This window comes from Bradyrhizobium sp. USDA 3256 (assembly GCF_054058275.1).
Map to the genome: position 1 here is coordinate 4,687,289 of NZ_JBSSAE010000002.1, position 17,179 is coordinate 4,704,467.

17 protein-coding genes are annotated in these 17,179 nt (G+C 60.3%); 4 read left to right on the forward strand and 13 right to left on the reverse strand.

What is annotated here, in order from left to right; genetic code table 11:
* Positions 1 to 8: 8 nt before the first annotated feature.
* The 9 genes from ACVWY5_RS23975 to ACVWY5_RS24015 all read right to left on the reverse strand — a co-directional run bounded on the left by ACVWY5_RS23975 (position 9) and on the right by ACVWY5_RS24015 (position 7,282).
* Positions 9 to 1,772, reverse strand: coding sequence for a relaxase/mobilization nuclease domain-containing protein (locus ACVWY5_RS23975; RefSeq protein WP_038381699.1), 1,764 nt, complete (start codon positions 1,770 to 1,772; stop codon positions 9 to 11).
* 546 nt (positions 1,773 to 2,318) lie between these two features.
* Positions 2,319 to 3,383 (reverse strand): IS110 family RNA-guided transposase, encoded by a 1,065-nt coding sequence (locus ACVWY5_RS23980; RefSeq protein ID WP_028352145.1) that lies wholly within the window; start codon positions 3,381 to 3,383, stop codon positions 2,319 to 2,321.
* 199 nt (positions 3,384 to 3,582) lie between these two features.
* On the reverse strand, positions 3,583 to 4,272 hold the full coding sequence (locus ACVWY5_RS23985; protein WP_456671699.1) for a lytic transglycosylase domain-containing protein: 690 nt from the start codon (positions 4,270 to 4,272) through the stop codon (positions 3,583 to 3,585).
* 203 nt (positions 4,273 to 4,475) lie between these two features.
* Positions 4,476 to 4,988 carry a S26 family signal peptidase gene (locus tag ACVWY5_RS23990; protein ID WP_028336832.1) on the reverse strand — a complete coding sequence of 171 codons (513 nt, stop codon included), beginning with the start codon at positions 4,986 to 4,988 and terminating at the stop codon, positions 4,476 to 4,478.
* On the reverse strand, positions 4,985 to 5,449 hold the full coding sequence (locus tag ACVWY5_RS23995; RefSeq protein ID WP_028336833.1) for a DUF2840 domain-containing protein: 465 nt from the start codon (positions 5,447 to 5,449) through the stop codon (positions 4,985 to 4,987). Before ACVWY5_RS23995 ends, ACVWY5_RS23990 begins: the two co-directional genes overlap by 4 nt.
* A gap of 210 nt (positions 5,450 to 5,659) precedes the next feature.
* Complete coding sequence (locus ACVWY5_RS24000) at positions 5,660 to 5,941, reverse strand: helix-turn-helix transcriptional regulator (protein ID WP_080667221.1); 282 nt, start codon at positions 5,939 to 5,941, stop codon at positions 5,660 to 5,662.
* 129 nt (positions 5,942 to 6,070) lie between these two features.
* Positions 6,071 to 6,646 carry a DUF2285 domain-containing protein gene (locus ACVWY5_RS24005; protein WP_321176839.1) on the reverse strand — a complete coding sequence of 192 codons (576 nt, stop codon included), beginning with the start codon at positions 6,644 to 6,646 and terminating at the stop codon, positions 6,071 to 6,073.
* Positions 6,647 to 6,650: 4 nt separating this feature from the next.
* Entirely contained in the window at positions 6,651 to 6,845 is a 195-nt protein-coding gene (locus ACVWY5_RS24010; protein WP_028336835.1) for a transcriptional regulator domain-containing protein, read from the reverse strand.
* Between the two features lie 164 nt (positions 6,846 to 7,009).
* A complete protein-coding gene (locus ACVWY5_RS24015; protein WP_080667225.1) occupies positions 7,010 to 7,282 on the reverse strand; it encodes a DUF2285 domain-containing protein in 273 nt (90 codons plus the stop codon).
* 189 nt (positions 7,283 to 7,471) lie between these two features.
* On the opposite strand from ACVWY5_RS24015, the gene ACVWY5_RS24020 reads away from it, so the two are divergent.
* On the forward strand, positions 7,472 to 7,714 hold the full coding sequence (locus ACVWY5_RS24020) for a helix-turn-helix domain-containing protein (RefSeq protein ID WP_028336838.1): 243 nt from the start codon (positions 7,472 to 7,474) through the stop codon (positions 7,712 to 7,714).
* Positions 7,715 to 8,101: 387 nt separating this feature from the next.
* Here ACVWY5_RS24020 and ACVWY5_RS24025 read toward each other — a convergent pair whose 3' ends face one another.
* Positions 8,102 to 8,413 carry a DUF736 domain-containing protein gene (locus ACVWY5_RS24025; protein ID WP_028336839.1) on the reverse strand — a complete coding sequence of 104 codons (312 nt, stop codon included), beginning with the start codon at positions 8,411 to 8,413 and terminating at the stop codon, positions 8,102 to 8,104.
* A gap of 265 nt (positions 8,414 to 8,678) precedes the next feature.
* Between ACVWY5_RS24025 and ACVWY5_RS24030 the strand changes: the two genes are divergently transcribed.
* Both ACVWY5_RS24030 and ACVWY5_RS24035 read left to right on the forward strand, forming a co-directional pair.
* Positions 8,679 to 8,930 (forward strand): hypothetical protein, encoded by a 252-nt coding sequence (locus ACVWY5_RS24030; protein WP_321176840.1) that lies wholly within the window; start codon positions 8,679 to 8,681, stop codon positions 8,928 to 8,930.
* 393 nt (positions 8,931 to 9,323) lie between these two features.
* Positions 9,324 to 10,895 carry a Fic family protein gene (locus ACVWY5_RS24035; protein ID WP_321176875.1) on the forward strand — a complete coding sequence of 524 codons (1,572 nt, stop codon included), beginning with the start codon at positions 9,324 to 9,326 and terminating at the stop codon, positions 10,893 to 10,895.
* A gap of 392 nt (positions 10,896 to 11,287) precedes the next feature.
* Here ACVWY5_RS24035 and ACVWY5_RS24040 read toward each other — a convergent pair whose 3' ends face one another.
* The 3 genes from ACVWY5_RS24040 to ACVWY5_RS24050 form a co-directional block, all read right to left on the reverse strand.
* Entirely contained in the window at positions 11,288 to 12,226 is a 939-nt protein-coding gene (locus ACVWY5_RS24040) for a DUF2493 domain-containing protein (RefSeq protein WP_028336842.1), read from the reverse strand.
* Positions 12,227 to 12,542: 316 nt separating this feature from the next.
* Entirely contained in the window at positions 12,543 to 13,439 is an 897-nt protein-coding gene (locus tag ACVWY5_RS24045) for a DUF7146 domain-containing protein (RefSeq protein WP_456671700.1), read from the reverse strand.
* A gap of 309 nt (positions 13,440 to 13,748) precedes the next feature.
* A complete protein-coding gene (locus ACVWY5_RS24050; RefSeq protein WP_028336844.1) occupies positions 13,749 to 14,711 on the reverse strand; it encodes an ArdC family protein in 963 nt (320 codons plus the stop codon).
* Positions 14,712 to 15,864: 1,153 nt separating this feature from the next.
* Between ACVWY5_RS24050 and ACVWY5_RS24055 the strand changes: the two genes are divergently transcribed.
* Positions 15,865 to 17,163 (forward strand): hypothetical protein, encoded by a 1,299-nt coding sequence (locus ACVWY5_RS24055; protein ID WP_321176841.1) that lies wholly within the window; start codon positions 15,865 to 15,867, stop codon positions 17,161 to 17,163.
* Positions 17,164 to 17,179 lie beyond the last annotated feature (16 nt).

A 17,179-nucleotide genomic window follows, 5' to 3' on the forward strand; every position in this document is an offset into this window, starting at 1 on the left:
TGAGATCGCTAGAGGCCGAGGTCGCGCTTCCGGCCAAAGCCCCATTCGATGCCGCCGCCGTCCTTCACGACGCCGGCAACGTGCTGGCCGAGCCTCTGTTCGAGTTCGCGCGACCAGGGCACGAGCTGGAAGCCGAGCCCATTGTCGATCATGGCGAAGCGTCCCGACGTGAGCGTCAGCCGCTGGCGATACGTGCCCGCCACATGCTCCCCGGACGCGGCGTTCACGTGAGACAGGCCGGTGCCGGCCGAGACCTTTGCTGCCACCTCGTCCAATTCACGTCGGCGCAACGTGTTCAAGAGGTCGCGCTGTAGGATGATGCGCTGGCCCTGCCGCCGCGCCAGGCCCTCCTGGATCAGACGCTCGGTCCGGGCTTCCATGGCTGCGCGGGTCTCGCGACCGAACCCGCCCATTGCGAGCGGCATGGGGTCGCGTTCGACCAGCCTATGGTCGAGCCAGGTCGCTCCCTTCGCGGTGACCTGCGCGGCAAGATCGAGATCGGAGCGGGTCGCCAGCACCATGGTCGGCCGCGGATCGTCGGCTTGACCGAAGCGTCGGACTTCGACGATTCCGCCGACCGGAGGCGCATGTTCGAAGGCCTCGATCCCGCGGAAATGCACGTGGTGCGCGCGTCCGTCTGTTCCGTCGATTACGGCGTAGGCCTCGCCCGTCAGTTCATCATGCAATCCCCGATCGACCAATCGTCCGACGATCTCGGACGCTGGCGGCCCGCCTTCGATGACGTAGTCGGCAACGCCACGCGCCTCTCCACGGTCGGTGAAGGCGCGGTGCATGGTCTTGATGATGTCGCCGCGCATGCCGAGGTCGCGCAAGCGACGCTCGGCCTCGAGCCCGACCAACCATTCTCCTGGTGCGGCGGATGCGGCAAGGCCCATCTTCTCCAGGTGTTGAAGGCGACCGACCATCAGGCGCCGGATCTCGGGATCGGACTTGCCGGGATTCTCTGGGCGAAGATCGATAGTGCCGGTCTCATCGGCCGCCCGCCGAATCTCCCGATCGAGCCGCGTCCATCGTTCCGCGGTAGCTTCCATCTCCAGCGAATTGCGGATTTCGCGCTCTGGTTTTGGACCCAGTTCGATGACGACAAGTTCCTCAGCGCGTGAGCGCAGGCCTTGGCTGATGTAGTCACGGGAGATCACGAGATCCGCCCCTTCCTCGTCTACTCCCCGGACGAGAAGGTGGACGTGAGGGTTGTCGGTATTCCAATGATCGACAGCGACCCAATCGAGCCGCGTGCCGAGATCGGTCTCCATCTGCTTGGCGAGATCCCGGGTGAAGGCCTTCAGGTCGGTCATCTCGCCGGCGTCCTCGGGAGAGACGATGAACCTGAAATGATGGCGGTCATCCTGGCAGCGTTCTGCGAAGGCCGTGCCGTCAGCACTGTCGCTGCCGGCATCGAACATCTCGGCCCGCTCACCACTCCGGGTCACGCCGTCGCGCTTTAAGTATGAGAGGTGCGCGGTCAGTGGTGCTGAACGGAAGGCTCGGCCTTTATGACGAACCATGCGCGCCTTCACCACAACGCGCCGCGTCGAGCTGAACAATCTGGCGCGACTAAAGGACAGCCGGCCACGGCCAAACGTCGAGCGCCCATAGGCCGCCGAACGCCTGCCGGTGCCGGTCTGACCCGTGGTGTGTCCGGCTTTCTTCGCCGCGCGCAGCACCTGGTTGATGAAGCTCTTGGGCTTCGGCGCGCGGGTACTACGGATGCGTCCAGGCCGAATACGCAGATCACTGTCGCCCGCGCTCACGCCAGAGCCTCCAAACGATCAAAAGCGCACACGGTGCCGAAAACGCCTTTGATTGCATTCGTCAAAATGCGAGGCGCGGCACGCGCCCCGACCGACCGGCACGGTAGAACCCAAGCCATGCCAATGGCTTGCGGTTCGACCGGCGAGCCCCTTTTATCTCGCCTTCCTAATCGGGCGTTCAAAGTCAACTCATTCCTACGCTTTTCTTCGACTCCTCGCAGAATAAGCATCGCTGCTTCCCTCCATCTACGACGCGCAAACGTCACCACACCGCGTTGCAGTGGCATTCACCAGGCGGGGTCGATGCGTTCCTTCGCGTTCAGCACTTCGGCCGTCGCATGCTCTTCATCAGGTTCGTAAACAGGGCTGTCCAAGCAGTTTTGCGCTCTCGTCCCCGAAGGGCGGCAGCAGGCAAGAGATAGCGGACATTCCCCGTTTCGCGGCCCCGCCAGGGGACGCTCACCGCGCGCGCGGATCTCTAATTTCGTTCCTCCTCAACATGCTGGGGCATGTCCCCAGCGCCTTCGCATCCTCGCCTGCCGGCCGCTATTGCGCCGGCTTTAAGCGCAGCCGCTGCGTGATCTTGGCACCGAATCCGACGTGGAAATCGGTCTCGCTGACCCACATCCGGTGCAGAATGCATGCGAGCTTCCGAGCGACCGCGGCAATCGCACACAGCATGCTCGACCGCCTGGCGATCCGCAGGCCCCACGCCCGCAACGCCGACCATTTTCTGACCCGAAGCAGCAGGCTAGCCGCCGCCTCACAGAGCGCCTCTCGCACGGAGATATCGCCCTGTTTGCTGATATGGCCTTCAAAATCGATCGATGTCCCAGACTGGTGGCGCTTCGGCGTCAAGCCAAAATGGGCGCCCACCGTGCGTGATCGGGCAAAGCGATGAGGGTCATCAACACCAACTTTGAAGGACAAGGCGACGACCGGACCGACGCCCGGAACCGTCATCAGACGTCGGCAAACGGGATCATGCTGGACCACCTGCAGCAGCACGCGATGCAGCCGATCGTAGCCCTCAAGGAGAGCGCGGCGCACGTCCAACATGACCTCGATAGACATCGCAAAAACCGGGTCGCTGTGTTCGATCAGCTCACGGATCCGAGCTTCGTAAGCCCCCCGGGCGACCGCTCCGACGAGCAATCCATAGGCCCGCAGTGCCCCCCGAACATGGTTCTCGAGGTCGACCAATTTGCGCTTGAGCAGCTTCCGGTTGGTCAACAACGTGCGCATTTTTTGCATGTCGATATTCTTGACATGGACGGCGCGGTACCAGCCCAACCGCATCATCTGCGCGATGCCACGCGCATCGTTGCGGTCGGTTTTATTGCGCATCGTCGACAGCGAAACGCGCATATGGCGCGCTTCCACGACAATGATTGGAAGGCCAGCTGCCTGTAGTTCGCGATACAGCCAGATACCTAGCGATGACGCCTCGACCCCTACCCTATCGAGGCGATCCGCGTAGCCCTCCACAGCGGAGCGGATCGCCTCTGGCTCGGTGTTGACCTTGACTTCGCGGACCGTGAGACCCTCGCTATCAACGATGCAAACGCTGGTTTCATCAAGGCCGACGTCCAATCCAACGTACAGTTTCATCAGAGCTCTCCCTTGTTGCAACGACCTTCCAAGTCGCTGCACCAGGCCCCGGATTTGGCCACGGCCGCCCTATCCCCGTGCACCGGTATCTCGAAGCCCGATTTGAAGAGCCGTCCTGCTGTCGTGCCTCCCCACTGCGCTCGCCTTTCCGCCCATTCTTCTCCAGGCCGCGCCAATGTATGCGAGCTTGCGCATTCGCTCATCGCGAGCCTCCCGCATCGGATCTCACGACGAACAACCCTGTTGGCTGTGGCGCAATGGCCGAAATGTCGTGGACGGAGACAGCCGTTGGAGCTCGGTTCGTTGGGTGCCCAGGCTGCCGCCGGGCCGCGGTCGTTGAACTTTCAGACCGCATAACGAAGAGCGTTCCCCCCGATGGCCGCAAACTCGCGACTACACGTGAACCTCTAATGTCGCCTCCGATGATCGACACAAGCTTCTGCAGATAAATCTGGGTTTCAGCGGGCAATGGACGGCCGGCGAGATGCTCTTCGTAGCGAGCAGGTCCTGCGTTGTAGGCCGCCAGGAAGCCCGGCGAACCGTACCGGTCGTGCAGCTCGCGAAGATACGCTGTCCCAGCAAAGATGTTGTCATGGGGATCATAGGCATCGTCGCCGAGGTCGTACCGCAGACGTAGCTCTGCCCATGTCTCTGGCATTATCTGCATCAGCCCCATGGCACCTTTCGGTGACTTGGCACGCACGTCTTGGGCGCTTTCGACGTCTAGGACTGCGCGTATCCAGCGCACCGGCACGCCGAAGCGGCGCGAGGCCTGCTCGACAAACTCCGCAAACGGATCGCCAGCTCGATGACTCGCTGAAGGCTTCGCGGGTCGCGTCTCGGCGACAACAGCGGCGTTACTCACGGTCAGCGCAATGAACAACGGCACGACAGCGCGCAGGCTCCCTTCGAACAAGCGCAAGCGTGCCGCCGAGTTCGCGCCCGTCCAGGGTAAAGCCGTTTCGCGCCGGCCGTTCGGCCGCCCTGACCGCCGCTGCGCGCAACGGCCGCGCAATCGTTGGTCGGGACGGAGGAATGGTGCAGCACTTGGCCGAAGAGGAATAGCTGTTCGGAAACTCAATACGAGCACCATCAGTCCTCCCAGGTCCACACCGGCCGCGCGCGGCCAATGACAGCCGATGCTGACAAGAGCCCGAAATAGCGGCCATCCAGCGAGCTGGTGGACTGCCAGTTCATGACAAAGAGTTCGCCGTCACCGACGACGCGGCAGCCCTGCCATTTCGGGAGGGGACGGCCACGGCCGTCGCGATCTCGGGCTTGGCCCATTTCGATGGCGTCAACCGAAATGGTGAGCCCACTTCGGCAAACGGTCTGCCCGGGAAGCGCCAGCACGCGTTTGAGCATCGGCAATCCGGCTGGCAGATAGCCGTTCAGGTTGAGGAAGGTCGCGAGCGGCTCCGGTGGCTGTACGGCTAGGAGTTCCGTAATGAATAGTTTGTCCGCCGGCTGCACACGGTAGAGCCCGATCGGCACGCTCTCGGATGCATTCCAGATGTAGGCCGGCGTAATCTCCAGAACGATTGGTGCGATAAACGCGACGGCACCGCAGAGCATCGTGGTCAACGTCTTGAGCCGCGGTGTCATCGCATGACCCTCCGCCGGTGAAGCCACGCCTGGTGGCGGGCTTTCGTGTAGGGGCGCGGGTTTTCGTTGACGGACAGACGATTGTGAATGTGATGCCAATGATCAGGAGAGACGTCGGCGGGATCAACGCCGAGCGCTTCGATGGCGTCGACCATCTGCAGCACCCGTTCGACCTTCGACCAACCGGAAAGCCGCAGCAAAATCTCCCCGCCGGGCTTCACATACGGAATGGTCGAGCAGCGCTGTCCTGGTGCGACCGCGCGCAAGATGTCGATCCGTGAAATGACGGCTCCGAAATCGTTGGATGTCCAGCGGACGAAGGCAAAGATGCTGCCCGGTGCAAATGACAGAACGCGCCGGTAACGATCAATCTTCTTGTCCTCAACGATACGACCGAACCGAATGCGGTTTTCGATACGCTTCTCCAGCCACAAAATTTCGACTTGGGTGAGGCCGCTCATGCAGCGTCTCCTCTGTTCTGTAGGCATGCGTCGCGCGTGGAGCCTTCGCTTGAGGCGAGGTACGGTGCAGGAGCCGGATTGTGAGCGTCAGAACGATCAGGCGCCCGCGGTTGTCGGCAACGCCCAGCGAAGAGAAGCACCTGAAGTAGCTCGAGTTGGTCGCGTTGGGAATGATATCTGCGCCGCATGATCTCAGTCCTCGCGCGGCACTCAGCGACGTTCCTGCCCCGCATACGGGCGCAGCACTGGATGCTTCTTGGCCGGCAATACAGTTCCTTTTCCGGGATCGGACGTCGACGTTTTGGCGCCGAGATCAGCCCAAGCTTTCAGATCATCCAACGCATAAACGACACGCCCGCCGATCTTTCGATAGATCGGACCGGTGCCAAATGTGCGGTGCTTTTCCAGCGTGCGACCGGAGAGGCCAAGATAACGCGCAGCCTCCGGGGTACGCAGGAAGCGCGGAGGTAGACCGGCCATCGGATCGGGCATTCGAGATCTCCAAGGTGAAGGCGCATCACGAAGGGTGGCGCCGGCGTCTGTGCGGTCATCATGGAGAAGCGCAATGTCGGAGGGGGATGCCGAAGATTGAGTGGGTGATTTTCGATACCCCGGCGGGCGCTAGTCGTCTTTGCGACCAGGTCGCAGAAGTCGGCGATAACCACCGCGCACCAATGCGAGACCGGTTTGTACCAAACGGACGGTGCGATTGCGCAGATCGTGCGTCTTCCAGGCGCGGTCGGGGATGCGTTTCTTGCCGAACAGCGCTTCCGCGACGACGCGATATGTGCTGCCGGCAGTTTGCGCATCGAGTGCACGAAGAGCTTCACTCAAGCGCACGCGCTTTTGTTTTGACAGATCACGAAAAGCCGGGCCCGCCGTGCGGCCATTCATTGCGCGCCAAAGGCGTCGCGCTGCATACGCGCGTTGTTCGAAATCGGCATCAAACGGCAGCTTAGCAGTATAGCGAGCGCAGACGGCTGGTGGTTCTTTCGACCAAACACGGTGGTCGACCGCGCCGATGCGCAGTACGGCATGCCAACCGTCAGCGGCGTGCCGGATCTGGCCAGCCGCGAGATCAAGCAGCGGCCGAAACGCGTCGCCATTGCTGAGAGGTGACGCGGTCACAACGATCGGCACAACGGTCGACAGAGCTTCCGGCGCCCAAAAGATCGTCTGTTCCTTAAAGGATCTCACCGGGTCATGGGCGAAAGCAGATGCCCCACCTCCTCCTGAATTCGGCGGTCACTTCGCCATCCGGACTGTCGACGATCATCGCTTCGTAGTCACGCTTATAATCCGCGTTACGACGAAGACATTCCCAGGCAATGCCGGTGATATCTGCATCCTGAAGGCTTTTGTAGGAATCCGGTGACCGCCAGTCGAACTCAGGCATTGCTTCCACCCTATTGCACGCATCCAAAAAGATTGCGGCGCAATAATTATGATCGAATGGGTTGCAGGAAGCCCCTAGTTTGGCACCACGTGGTGCTCCCGGATGACCATGTGTCGGCCAGAGAAGACGATTTCTCGAGAGATGTTTCGGACGGCGAATTTCGTCTAATTCGGCCCCACGCCGCGCAACAGACGCCCCTGTTCGGTCATCCACTTAGCGCGAGAGAGATGACTCTGGTATGCGTTGCGCGCGCGGTCTGGCTCCCGCTCCGGATCTAAATGCAGGACTATTCGAGTCACTTCCTGCCAGTCCACCCCTTCGCCTTCGGCTTGCAGAAGGCGAACGTACGTAACGACGTGCTGTACATCGTAAGATGTCGGCGCTGGCTCGGTTGGAGCCAGGTCAGCCACATCAGGATCGAGCGGCGGTCTATGCATAACCGTTCTAAAAGCCTGCATGGTGGGGCCACTATCTGCTCGGGCCAAGTCTCATTGAAAGCCGCACTGTAGCCGCATTCAGCAAGCCGAGAACAGGGCGCTCGGCGTGAATTGCTCAACGGTGCAACTTCTTCTTTTGTCGAGAATACTCCGTGGTGAAATACTCTGCAAGGCGATGCCCTCTCGGGCATGAACATCCGCGAGGTTTTGGCGCTGAACTTGCGAAAACTCCGACAGGCAAAGGGTCTGTCGCAAGAGGAGCTTGCGCATCGCGCGGATGTTGACAGAACCTATATCAGCGCTCTCGAACGAAGTGTTTATGCGGCTAGTATCGATGTTGTCGACAATTTGGCCCAAGTATTAGGTGTGGAGGCAGCGGATCTCCTTAAGCACCCCTTGCCGTCAACGGACAAGAAGAGGGGCCGTAGTTGATAGGCATCTAAAGTCTGACAGTGCGACACCGTGACATACCGCTCGTCGGGCCGGAGGCCCAGCGAGCGCCGGACGCGGATACGCGCCACTGCCACCGGCCCGGCTTGACGGATCGGCGGCGGTGCAGCAGGCTCAAGTGGAGAGGCCGCGGCCGCTGGCAGCGTGTCTGCACGCGGCCCGACGACGACCTCGTAGTGAATAATCCTTTTCGCGGAAGACCGGGGATTCCGCTCCGGACGGCACGGCGAGCCGTGCTTCACCCTTGCCCGCGCAAGGGCAGAGCCCATAACAATCTCCTCAAGGAATACTGCTCTTCCTCCTGCAAAGCGGCGAACAACGGAAAAATGCCCCGCCTCCGAGGAGGCGAGGCTAACGATCCTTCAGAGATCAGTCGCCGTTGCGACGGGACCAGATCAGGGTGAAGCCCTCGTCGCCGTCGACCTTCACCAGCGAGGCGTAGATCGGGGCCGGGAAGCTCGGATCGTCGAGCTTGACCGAGAGGTATTCGCGATCGCTGTCACGGGCGGTCTTCTTCCAGGCGGCGCCGAACTCGGTCACACCGGCGAAGATGCGGTAATCAGGCGCCTTGTCGTTGTCCTTCTCGGATGCGGCGAACCGTGCCTTGATGTTCAGCGTCAGCGTCTTGATGAAGCCGATGTAGCCGTTGTCCGAAGCGGTGAAGGTGCCGATGGTAGCCATGGTAGTCTCCGTTGGTTGCTCGGGCCGCGCCCATCGCGGCCTCGATGGCGATCCTTGGCCCGGGGAGCGATCGGCCCGCAGCCTTTTGGGCCCGCAGCGCCAGCGGAGGACTGCGACAAGCCTGCTTTTTTGTCTTCCCGCGAGGAATGCCGCCACTTCGCGGCAGGGGAAAAAAGCAGGCTTAAGCCGTTGCGGGAAGGCGATCGAGGCCTTGGCCGTCCCTCGGGCCTGATCAGCCCATTCGAGGTTGCGTTGGACGCGCGCCATGAACGAACTGACGAAGACAACCATGGCGGCCGACACCGACACAGCACGAGGACTCAGGCTAGAGATCGGACATATGCTGACGGTGGCGCATTTACGGCAAGGAAGGCTCACCTGGGAAAACGCCAGCGAACCCAATCGCATTCGTAGCGTACGGGATCGAAGGCTAGGCCGGAGTTGGTCGCCAGAAAGCGATCTCGATATTCGCAGTCATCACACGAACGAGGCATCCGACCTCAATGCTGCTGATTGACCAGCGCGACACAGCATTCCCTTGGCCTGCCGCGTACCTATGCGGAGCTTCGCCGGGTCGTCGCCAGGTCGCAGTGACGGTGCCGCAAGGGCCGCGGCAACAGCGCCGTCGTGGGAATGTGTCGTTCGCATGTTCTTTCGATCTGGCCGTCTTCAAACTCCAGGGGAGTGGCTGCTCTGGAGATGACGCCTTCGGAGAAGCAGCGCACCTGCGGCACGCTCGGCATCGCCGGCCAATCGCCTGCAGGGACTGAATCGCCAGATTGGCGAGCGGAGCAGCCGGTGAATAATTTTCACAAAAATAACAATTTTTGAGTATTTTTCATGGAATGCTCAGACGCCGATGATTTTGAAGCTTTCAGCGAAGAAAATTCAGGAATCGGGAGTATTTTTCATGAATTTTAGCGCAGATGCACGATTTTCAGAGCGAGTGAGCGTTTTTCATGACCGGCGGCTCCCCGAGACAGCGGTTCCGGTCGGCTACGCCGCCCTGATCGACGCCTATGATCTGCCCGTCCCGGTTCCCCGGACGCTTTCGGCGATCGGCACCAAGCACCGCATTGTTGAAAAGGACCACTGGCACATCTATACGCCGCGCCACGCGCCCGAGGCCTCGCTTGAGGGGCATCTGACCTTTGCGCTCAAATACGAAGGCTTGGATCTCGCCCTCCTGAAGCGGCTTTTCCTCGCCGTCAAGGACGAAGACGTCGCCGAAATTGTGCGGCAGAAGCCTACAGGGGTCTACACGCGCCGCATCTGGTTCTTGTACGAATGGCTGCTCGGCCATGAGCTGAGGTTGCCTGCCGCAGACAGGGTCTCGTATGTGGATGCTGTCGACACCGACATCCAGTTCGCAGGTGCGGGGCAGAATTCGGCCCGGCATCGCGTCCGCAACAACCTTCCAGGCACGCCGGAATTTTGTCCACTCGTCTTCAAGACATCTGCGCTGAACGAATTCATCGCGCAGGACTGGAAAGATCGCGCGCGCGCCGTCGTGAGCCAAGTGCCGAAGGATCTGCTCGCCCGCACGGCCGCCTTCCTTCTGCTGAAGGACTCGAAGTCCAGCTACGTGATAGAAGGCGAAAGGCCGCCACAGGATCGAATCCAGCGATGGGGCCGCGCTATAGGCGAAGCTGGTCGCGCACCGCTCGACGAGCAGGAGTTTCATCGCCTGCAGCGCCTCCTGATCGGGGACGAGCGTTTCGTCAAGCTCGGCTTCCGCAAGGATGGCGGCTTCGTCGGCGAGCACGACCGCGACACGCAACGCCCCATTCCGGACCATATCAGCGCGCGGCATGAAGACATCGCGTCGCTCATGGCCGGATTGATCGCTTTCGACCACAGCGCCGAGAATGACCTCGATGCCGTTATCGCGGCGGCCGTGCTCGCATTCGGGTTCATCTATATCCACCCATTTGAGGACGGCAACGGGCGCATTCATCGCTATCTGATGCATCATGTTCTCGCACGTCGGGGGTTCAACCCGGCGGGCGTGCATTTTCCTGTGTCCTCGGCCATCCTCGATCGGATCGCCGAGTACAAGAGCGTGCTTGGGAGCTATTCGGGCAGGCTGCTTTCCTGCATCCAGTGGGAGGCAACGCCAAGGGGCAACGTCAGGGTTCTCAACGATACGGCAGATTTCTACCGATTCTTCGATGCGACACCGCACGCGGAGTTTCTGTACGCCTGCGTGCGTCAGACGATTGAGCGGGATCTACCGAACGAAACCAACTTCCTTGTCAGCTTCGATATGTTCCGCGCCGGCATCGAGAACATGATCGACATGCCGGAGCGGACGCTGAACAATCTATTCGGCTTCCTCAGACAAAATCAGGGCAAGCTGTCGAAGCGCGCAAGAGAGGATGAATTCGCGTTGCTTACGGAGGACGAGGTCTCAAAGATAGAACAACTATATGCAGATTCGTTCGGCCAAAACCGGAGAGTAGCTGATGGCACATCAGATTAGATTCGGAGGCGCGGCTTGCGAAGAATATCTCGATCCGAGCGGCTCTCGATCTGGCGCTGGCAAAGGAAGACACTCGTCCACCGAGTCGAGGCGGGTATCTCATGGAGCCAATCATAACTGCAGCGAAGAATGAGAGGGTCACGAGAGTAAAGGTCAGCCAGAAAAACACTGAGCCCAATAACCTTAAGGATAAATCCAAGGGCCAGCATGGTGGTGGTCTCGCACTCGAAGATGACCGATTATGCCTTCCACCATCACGGCGCATTTCGACACATAGATCCAAACGCGAGACAAGAACCATTTCGCATGAAGTTCGCTTCGATGAGCGGGCTACCGACCTCTCGCGTTGCTTGCGCGAACCGATTTTCGGCTAGAGTCGAGTAAGACGGCGCTCACGCGCCGTCCTTACCGAATTTCCAGACCGGAATCCCGAGTTTCTTCGCCTTGTCGGCGAGGTTATCCTGTATGCCGGTCCCCGGAAAGCACATGATTCCCATCGGCATGACTCCCAGCATGGCGTCGTTGCGTTTGAATGGTGCAGCCTTGGCATGCTTCGTCCAGTCCGGTTTGAAGGTGATCTGCGACACCCTGCGATTGCTGGCCCATTTTGCAGCGATCAATTCAGCCCCCTTCGGCGAGCCGCCGTGAAGCAGCACCATGTCGGGATACTTCGCGTGGACCTTGTCGAGCCGGCCCCAGACGAGCGAAACGTCGTTGAAATCGAGTCCGCCGGTAAGGGCGATCTTGGGCCCCGATGGCAGCATCGCCTGGGTTTCTGCGCGATGCTTGGCGGCTAGGAAGTCGCGGCTGTCGATCATCGCGGCAGTGGGCGTGCGATGGCTGACCAGTGATCCGGCGCGAGGACGCCAGGGCGAGCCAGTGTGAAGCTCAAATTGCTCAGTAGCCAGGTCGCGGAACAGCTCCATGGCGTTGCGGCGTTCGACCAGTGAAATGCCGTCGGCGGTCAGCCTTTCGAGCTCAACGGATCGCACTTCCGAGCCGTTCTGCTCGCGTTGGCTCCTCTGCTGCGCCTGCTCATTGGCGTCGAGCCCGTGCTCGATACGGCCCATCGCGCGATGTAAGAGATTGACGGTCGACCAGAGCAGGCCTTCCAGATCGGGCTCAAGTCGGGTGTCGCTTAAAGTTGCCACGAAGGCGTCGAAGATATCGGCGACGGCGCCTGCGATCGCTTTACCTTCGGGCAACGGCCTTGGGTCGGGCTCGCCGTGGAACGGACGGTACCCGTAAAGCTGAAGTTCACTAAGAATGCGGTCAGTCGGTGATGAGTTGTGTCGGGGTTCGAACTCGATGTCGTCATGGTCGGTCGTCATGGTGAGAGGTCCTTTGCCGGATCGGCCGCACCCATCGCGGCCTTCGTGGCGATCACCAGACGGCACGCGGACCGAGCCAGAACCCCGGAGGCCTAAGCCGAGGGCGCCGAAGCGGAGCGGAGGATGGCCAAAACCCGGTTATTTTGCTTCGCGATGCAAAGGCCCGCAGGGCCGGCGGAAAATAGCCGGGCGCGGCCATTGCCGGGTCGGTGCGCTTGCTGTCCGATCGCCCTCTAGAAGGCCGGGGGCGACCGCTTCCAGCGACACCGAACTTGAGCCGATCGGCATGAAGGTATCGGGACCGAACTCGCCGCCGCTATCCCCGCTTGCTCGCAGCTAAAGACAAGAAGCGGACGGCGTCCTCTGGAACGAGTTGCTCGCACAACGTTGCTCGAAATTCCACGGCGGCCATGGCGCGTAGATCATCGTTGAAATCGTCGAGCCTCGGCGACAAAGTGAGCGCTTCAATGCCTGCGGCCTCGGCGCGGGTGGTCAGGCTCGTCGCCGCGCCCCTTCCGGCCGCATCCGCATCGCGAGCGATATAGAGCCGCCGCAACGACGGCGGGAGGAGGATGCCGGCAAGGTGATTGGCCGAAAGGGCTGCCACCATCGGCATGGTTGGCAATACGCAGCGAAGCGACAGCATGGTCTCGATCCCCTCGCCCGCCACCAGGACGTCATCAAGCGCTCCAAAGCGCACTGCGTTGCCCAAGAGATTACCCAATGCGCGTCGCGGCGTATCGACGAGTGCCAAGCTGCGCCCCGAGGGATGAAGCCAGGTGCGGTGTACGCCTGTGATTTGCCCCTTGAGATCGGTCACTCGGGCAATCATCGCCGGGCCGACCTCGATCTGCGTGTCTTCGTTGGGCCGATAATAGCATCGCGCATGGAAACGGAGCGCGCCTTCGTCATGGACGGGTTCGATACCGCGTTCTCGCAAGTAAAGTTGGGCGATGGTCCGATCAATCGGCTGCGACTTGGCAAACAGGCGACGAGCGGCCTCAGCGGATCTGGCTCGGATCGCCCAGCGACCAGGAATCGATGTCGGTTGGGGATTGGGCCTCGGCATACCGAGAAATCGTCGCGCCTCTTTCGCCACATCACGAAAATGAACCAATCCGCAGCTTTGCCGAATGATGTCTAGAAGGTCACCATGCTCTCCGGTGGCGGCATCCGTCCACTTGCCTGCAAGTCCCTGGAGCGTTTCGTTCAACCGTACGAACAGGGATCGACCGGGAGTGTTTCTGCAGTCTCCCACCACCCAATAACGTCCTTGGCGTCGGCCATTGGAGAGATAGTGTCGACAAACCGCCTCGGCATCACGCGACAGACGATGCGCCAGCTCGGAAGCATCAGGCAACCTTCTATCTTCGGAAACAACACGGGAGCGAAACGGCTTTGCCCTATCGGAAGTCTCTGTCATCTGAGTTCACCACGACGAGCGACCGAGAGCCTCTCTCTCTGCCTCCAACCCGTCATGGCGTTTCTCGCGCGCCTCTTCCTCTCGTCCGTCAGCAGGGCCTCATGATGCCACCTCCTCATTCGCGCCGGCCTGCCTGGTCGATGGGACCGCCGTGATTTCAGGAAGGAAGCCGAGCAGATAGTCAGCGGCCTTGCTCGCCTGCGACGCTGCTCGCAGAATCGCGCGGTTATCCTCACGCAGAACGTCGAGCCACGAACCGATATAATCAGCGTGCCGCACGGTGGGCGCGATGCCAAGTGATGTGCAGCAGAATGCGGCACAGAGTTCGGCGATCAATTCCTCGAAGGCGTATCTCTTGGTGTCAAAGGACCCACCAAGGTCGCGATCGAGGCGGGAAGCGTGGCCGCTAGCGTGGCCAAGCTCGTGGAGCGCAGTGCGGTGCCAGTTGATCGGCTCGAAAAAGGCCGCTGGTGGCGGCACCTGGACGTAGTCCTCCACCGGTGCATAGAACGCTCGAGTGCCTCCGACGCGAAAATCGATACCACTCGCTCTGATCAACGCCTCGACCGTCGGCTCGATCATGCCAAGTCGCCACGGCGGTGCAGTGGTCGCAATTTCTGCTGGGAGTACGCATTGATCGGTATTGAAGATGGTAAAGCGCTTCAGGAATGGAACAGCGTGCGCCTCCTCGCCGGTCTCGGACACACGGCGCTTTTCATCAGATGGTACGAAGCGATCGGCATAAACCACAATAGTACCCTGCTCGCCTTTGCGGACGTGGCCACCGATTGCAAGCGCCTGACGATAGGTCAGCCAGCGTTGGCTTGAAAATCGGCGCTCCCGGGCTGCACTCCAGAGTATTAGTATATTAACTCCGCTATACGGACGACGTGACGCGGCATTCTCGGGCATGGCTAGCGGCGCCGTCCCAGCCGCAGCGTCCCAAGGCTGAACCCAGGGTACATGGCCGGCCTCCAGTTCGGCGATGATTCTGTTGGTAATTTCGTCATACAAGCTCACCCGGTTCTGGCTGGCGCGCACCGAGGGATGATATTTGGACATCGCGGTTCTCCGCGACGGGCGCCGCGAGCCTCTCTCGCAACATTCAACCCGTCACGACCTCCAGCGACCGCACTCTTCCTCTCTATGTTCGTTTTCGCGCTTGCGCGGCGCAGGTTGGTGTCTCCGGTGCCTCCATCGCGTCAGGGATGGAAGCCCGAAGGGTGAAAACCGGGCGAAGCCCGGCGTTTCAGCGCAGCCGACAGCCCGGCCCGAAAGGGCGACGCCCAGCCGGACCGACACAAGAGGCTTCATCGTCAGTCAGTCTGCAGTACGTAGCGCTCGGTACTCATGCCCTGTCTCTCATTCCAATCTGTCCCCCGAGAAGGATCTCGTCGATTGGAGCAGCTACCGTCCCCCGCCATTCCGACAAAGGAGCGCTTGTTTAGACCCCCAAACGTCGGATCATCGATAGGACTTGTCGGAATTCGAACTGACAGCCCGCAAGGATCATATGCCTCTCAACGAGCGGATTATCCGCGCGCGTCGCCGAATTTTCTCTCGACGAAATGCCATCGAATATTTCAAACCTTAAGCAGGGCCTCAACGACTTGAGGCAACGTTGAATACTCGCGTCAATCGATGCCCGGCACTTTTTCGCACTCAAGGCCCGCCGATTACCGCACCAATTGTTGATGGCTCTTTTTCTCGCAGCCTTCTCGTGCTCCGGGAGAGCATCCATGTGACTGGAGGGCAGCATGAAGGCCACAAGGTAGCGGCGAATTTGACTTTGGATATCCGGTTTCGTGCCTTCCGAGGCGTTGCACGAATAAGGCCCCTCATCCAGGGATGATGACGCCATTCTACTGAATTCGGCACCGAGATCGTTGCAGCATTGACGCGCGAGCTAACGCCTATGACATCCCGCTCCGCTCTTCCTGCTCGTTATCCACCCATCGGCGCCTGGCCTGCACTCATGCTTGCCGACATGGCCGCCGCCTATTTGGATTTCGCAAATACCCATGAACTCGCGCGAGCCGTAGGCCGCGGCGAGGCGCCGCCTCCAATCGGCTATCGTGGAATTGGGCGGGCGCGGCAACCGGTCTGGTCAAGAGCCGCGATTGATGATTTTGCCGCGCCCCGTAGAACTACCAATTTGGATAGATCAGAAGGCGAGGATTTGGCCTCCCTGGCAAGACGTTAAGGTTGCGCTACAATGAAGCTTCCGCGCTATTGCAGGCAAAAGTCATTGAAGAATGGTCGACGCGGATATTTCTTCGAGCCACCAACGTGGGCTCGCAATGAAGGCTGCCCTGTCAGAGCTGAAGCACTGGGAGAAGACTATGCAACCGCTCTCAACAGAACCAAGAATATTCTGCTGCCTGCCTTCGACAGCTGGCGTTCGGGCGGATTGACCGACATGGTCCCGGCGTCTCCTGTGCCTGGCACTTTTGATTGGCTTGTTGGCGTTTTCAAAGCCAACCACCGATGGCGTGAAATCGATTTCAAGACCCAACGCTTATACGACCAAGGCCTGGCGCTATTCGCCAACCACGAATTGAACGACGGTAGCCGCGCGGGCTCGAAACAGATTGCTGATTTTTCCAAAGCATTTGTTGATGCGGTTTATGCAAATCTGCTCGTCGTTCAATACAAGGACGCGGATGGAAACATCGTCAAGCGCGAGCGTCGGCGTTTCGCAAACGCTGCCATGACCGCATGCAGGCGCGCCTGGTTCGTTGGTCAGCGCGCCCAGGAAACGAAAGTGCCAGCCATCAACCCATTCTCGCGGATGGGCTTAAAATCGCGCGCCCCTGGTCAGGCCCTGCGAGAGACGCCTACCGCAACCTGGGAAGAGCTTGTCGCCTTCAGGCAAGCCGCAGAGAGACTGGGGTACCACTCGATCGCAACCGCTGCATTGCTGACCTGGGAATGGCTGCAGCGCGAGGAACATATATTCGGAGTCTTCGAAATCGAGCACTATCGACCGAAAGAACGCCCCAACAGCGTGAGGATTATGCACCCAAAGAATGGCGAAGAAGCCTGGTGGCCTTTGGTCGATGAGAACAGTGTGCTGCTCTTCCCTGAGTTGATGGCGGAGCTTGATGCTCTCAAAGACTCAGTCGCTTCAGGACTGGCGTTTCGCCGCGATCATGCTCATCGCAGGTCGCCTACTCCTCTCCCGTGGATCACCGAGCGCAAGGATCTGCGCTACCTTCGGCATGTCGTTAAAAAGATAATCATAGCAGCGGGACTTCGGAACGAGCTCTCATTTACGTCCTTTCGCCACGGCGGCTTCACCGAAGGCGCAGACAGCGATCTTACGGACGCTGAACTGCGTGCCGCCGGCCGCCATCGCTCGAGACTACAACTACCCACCTACGCCAAACGCACGCGGAAGCAATTGATCGTGGCCGCCAAGAAGCGCCGCGAGGAGCGAGCCAGGACGACCCTCTTGTCAGAAGGCGTGCTCGCTCCTCATTCTTCAATCGTTTCGAGCAATCGACACGCTTGATTTTCATGATTCACGC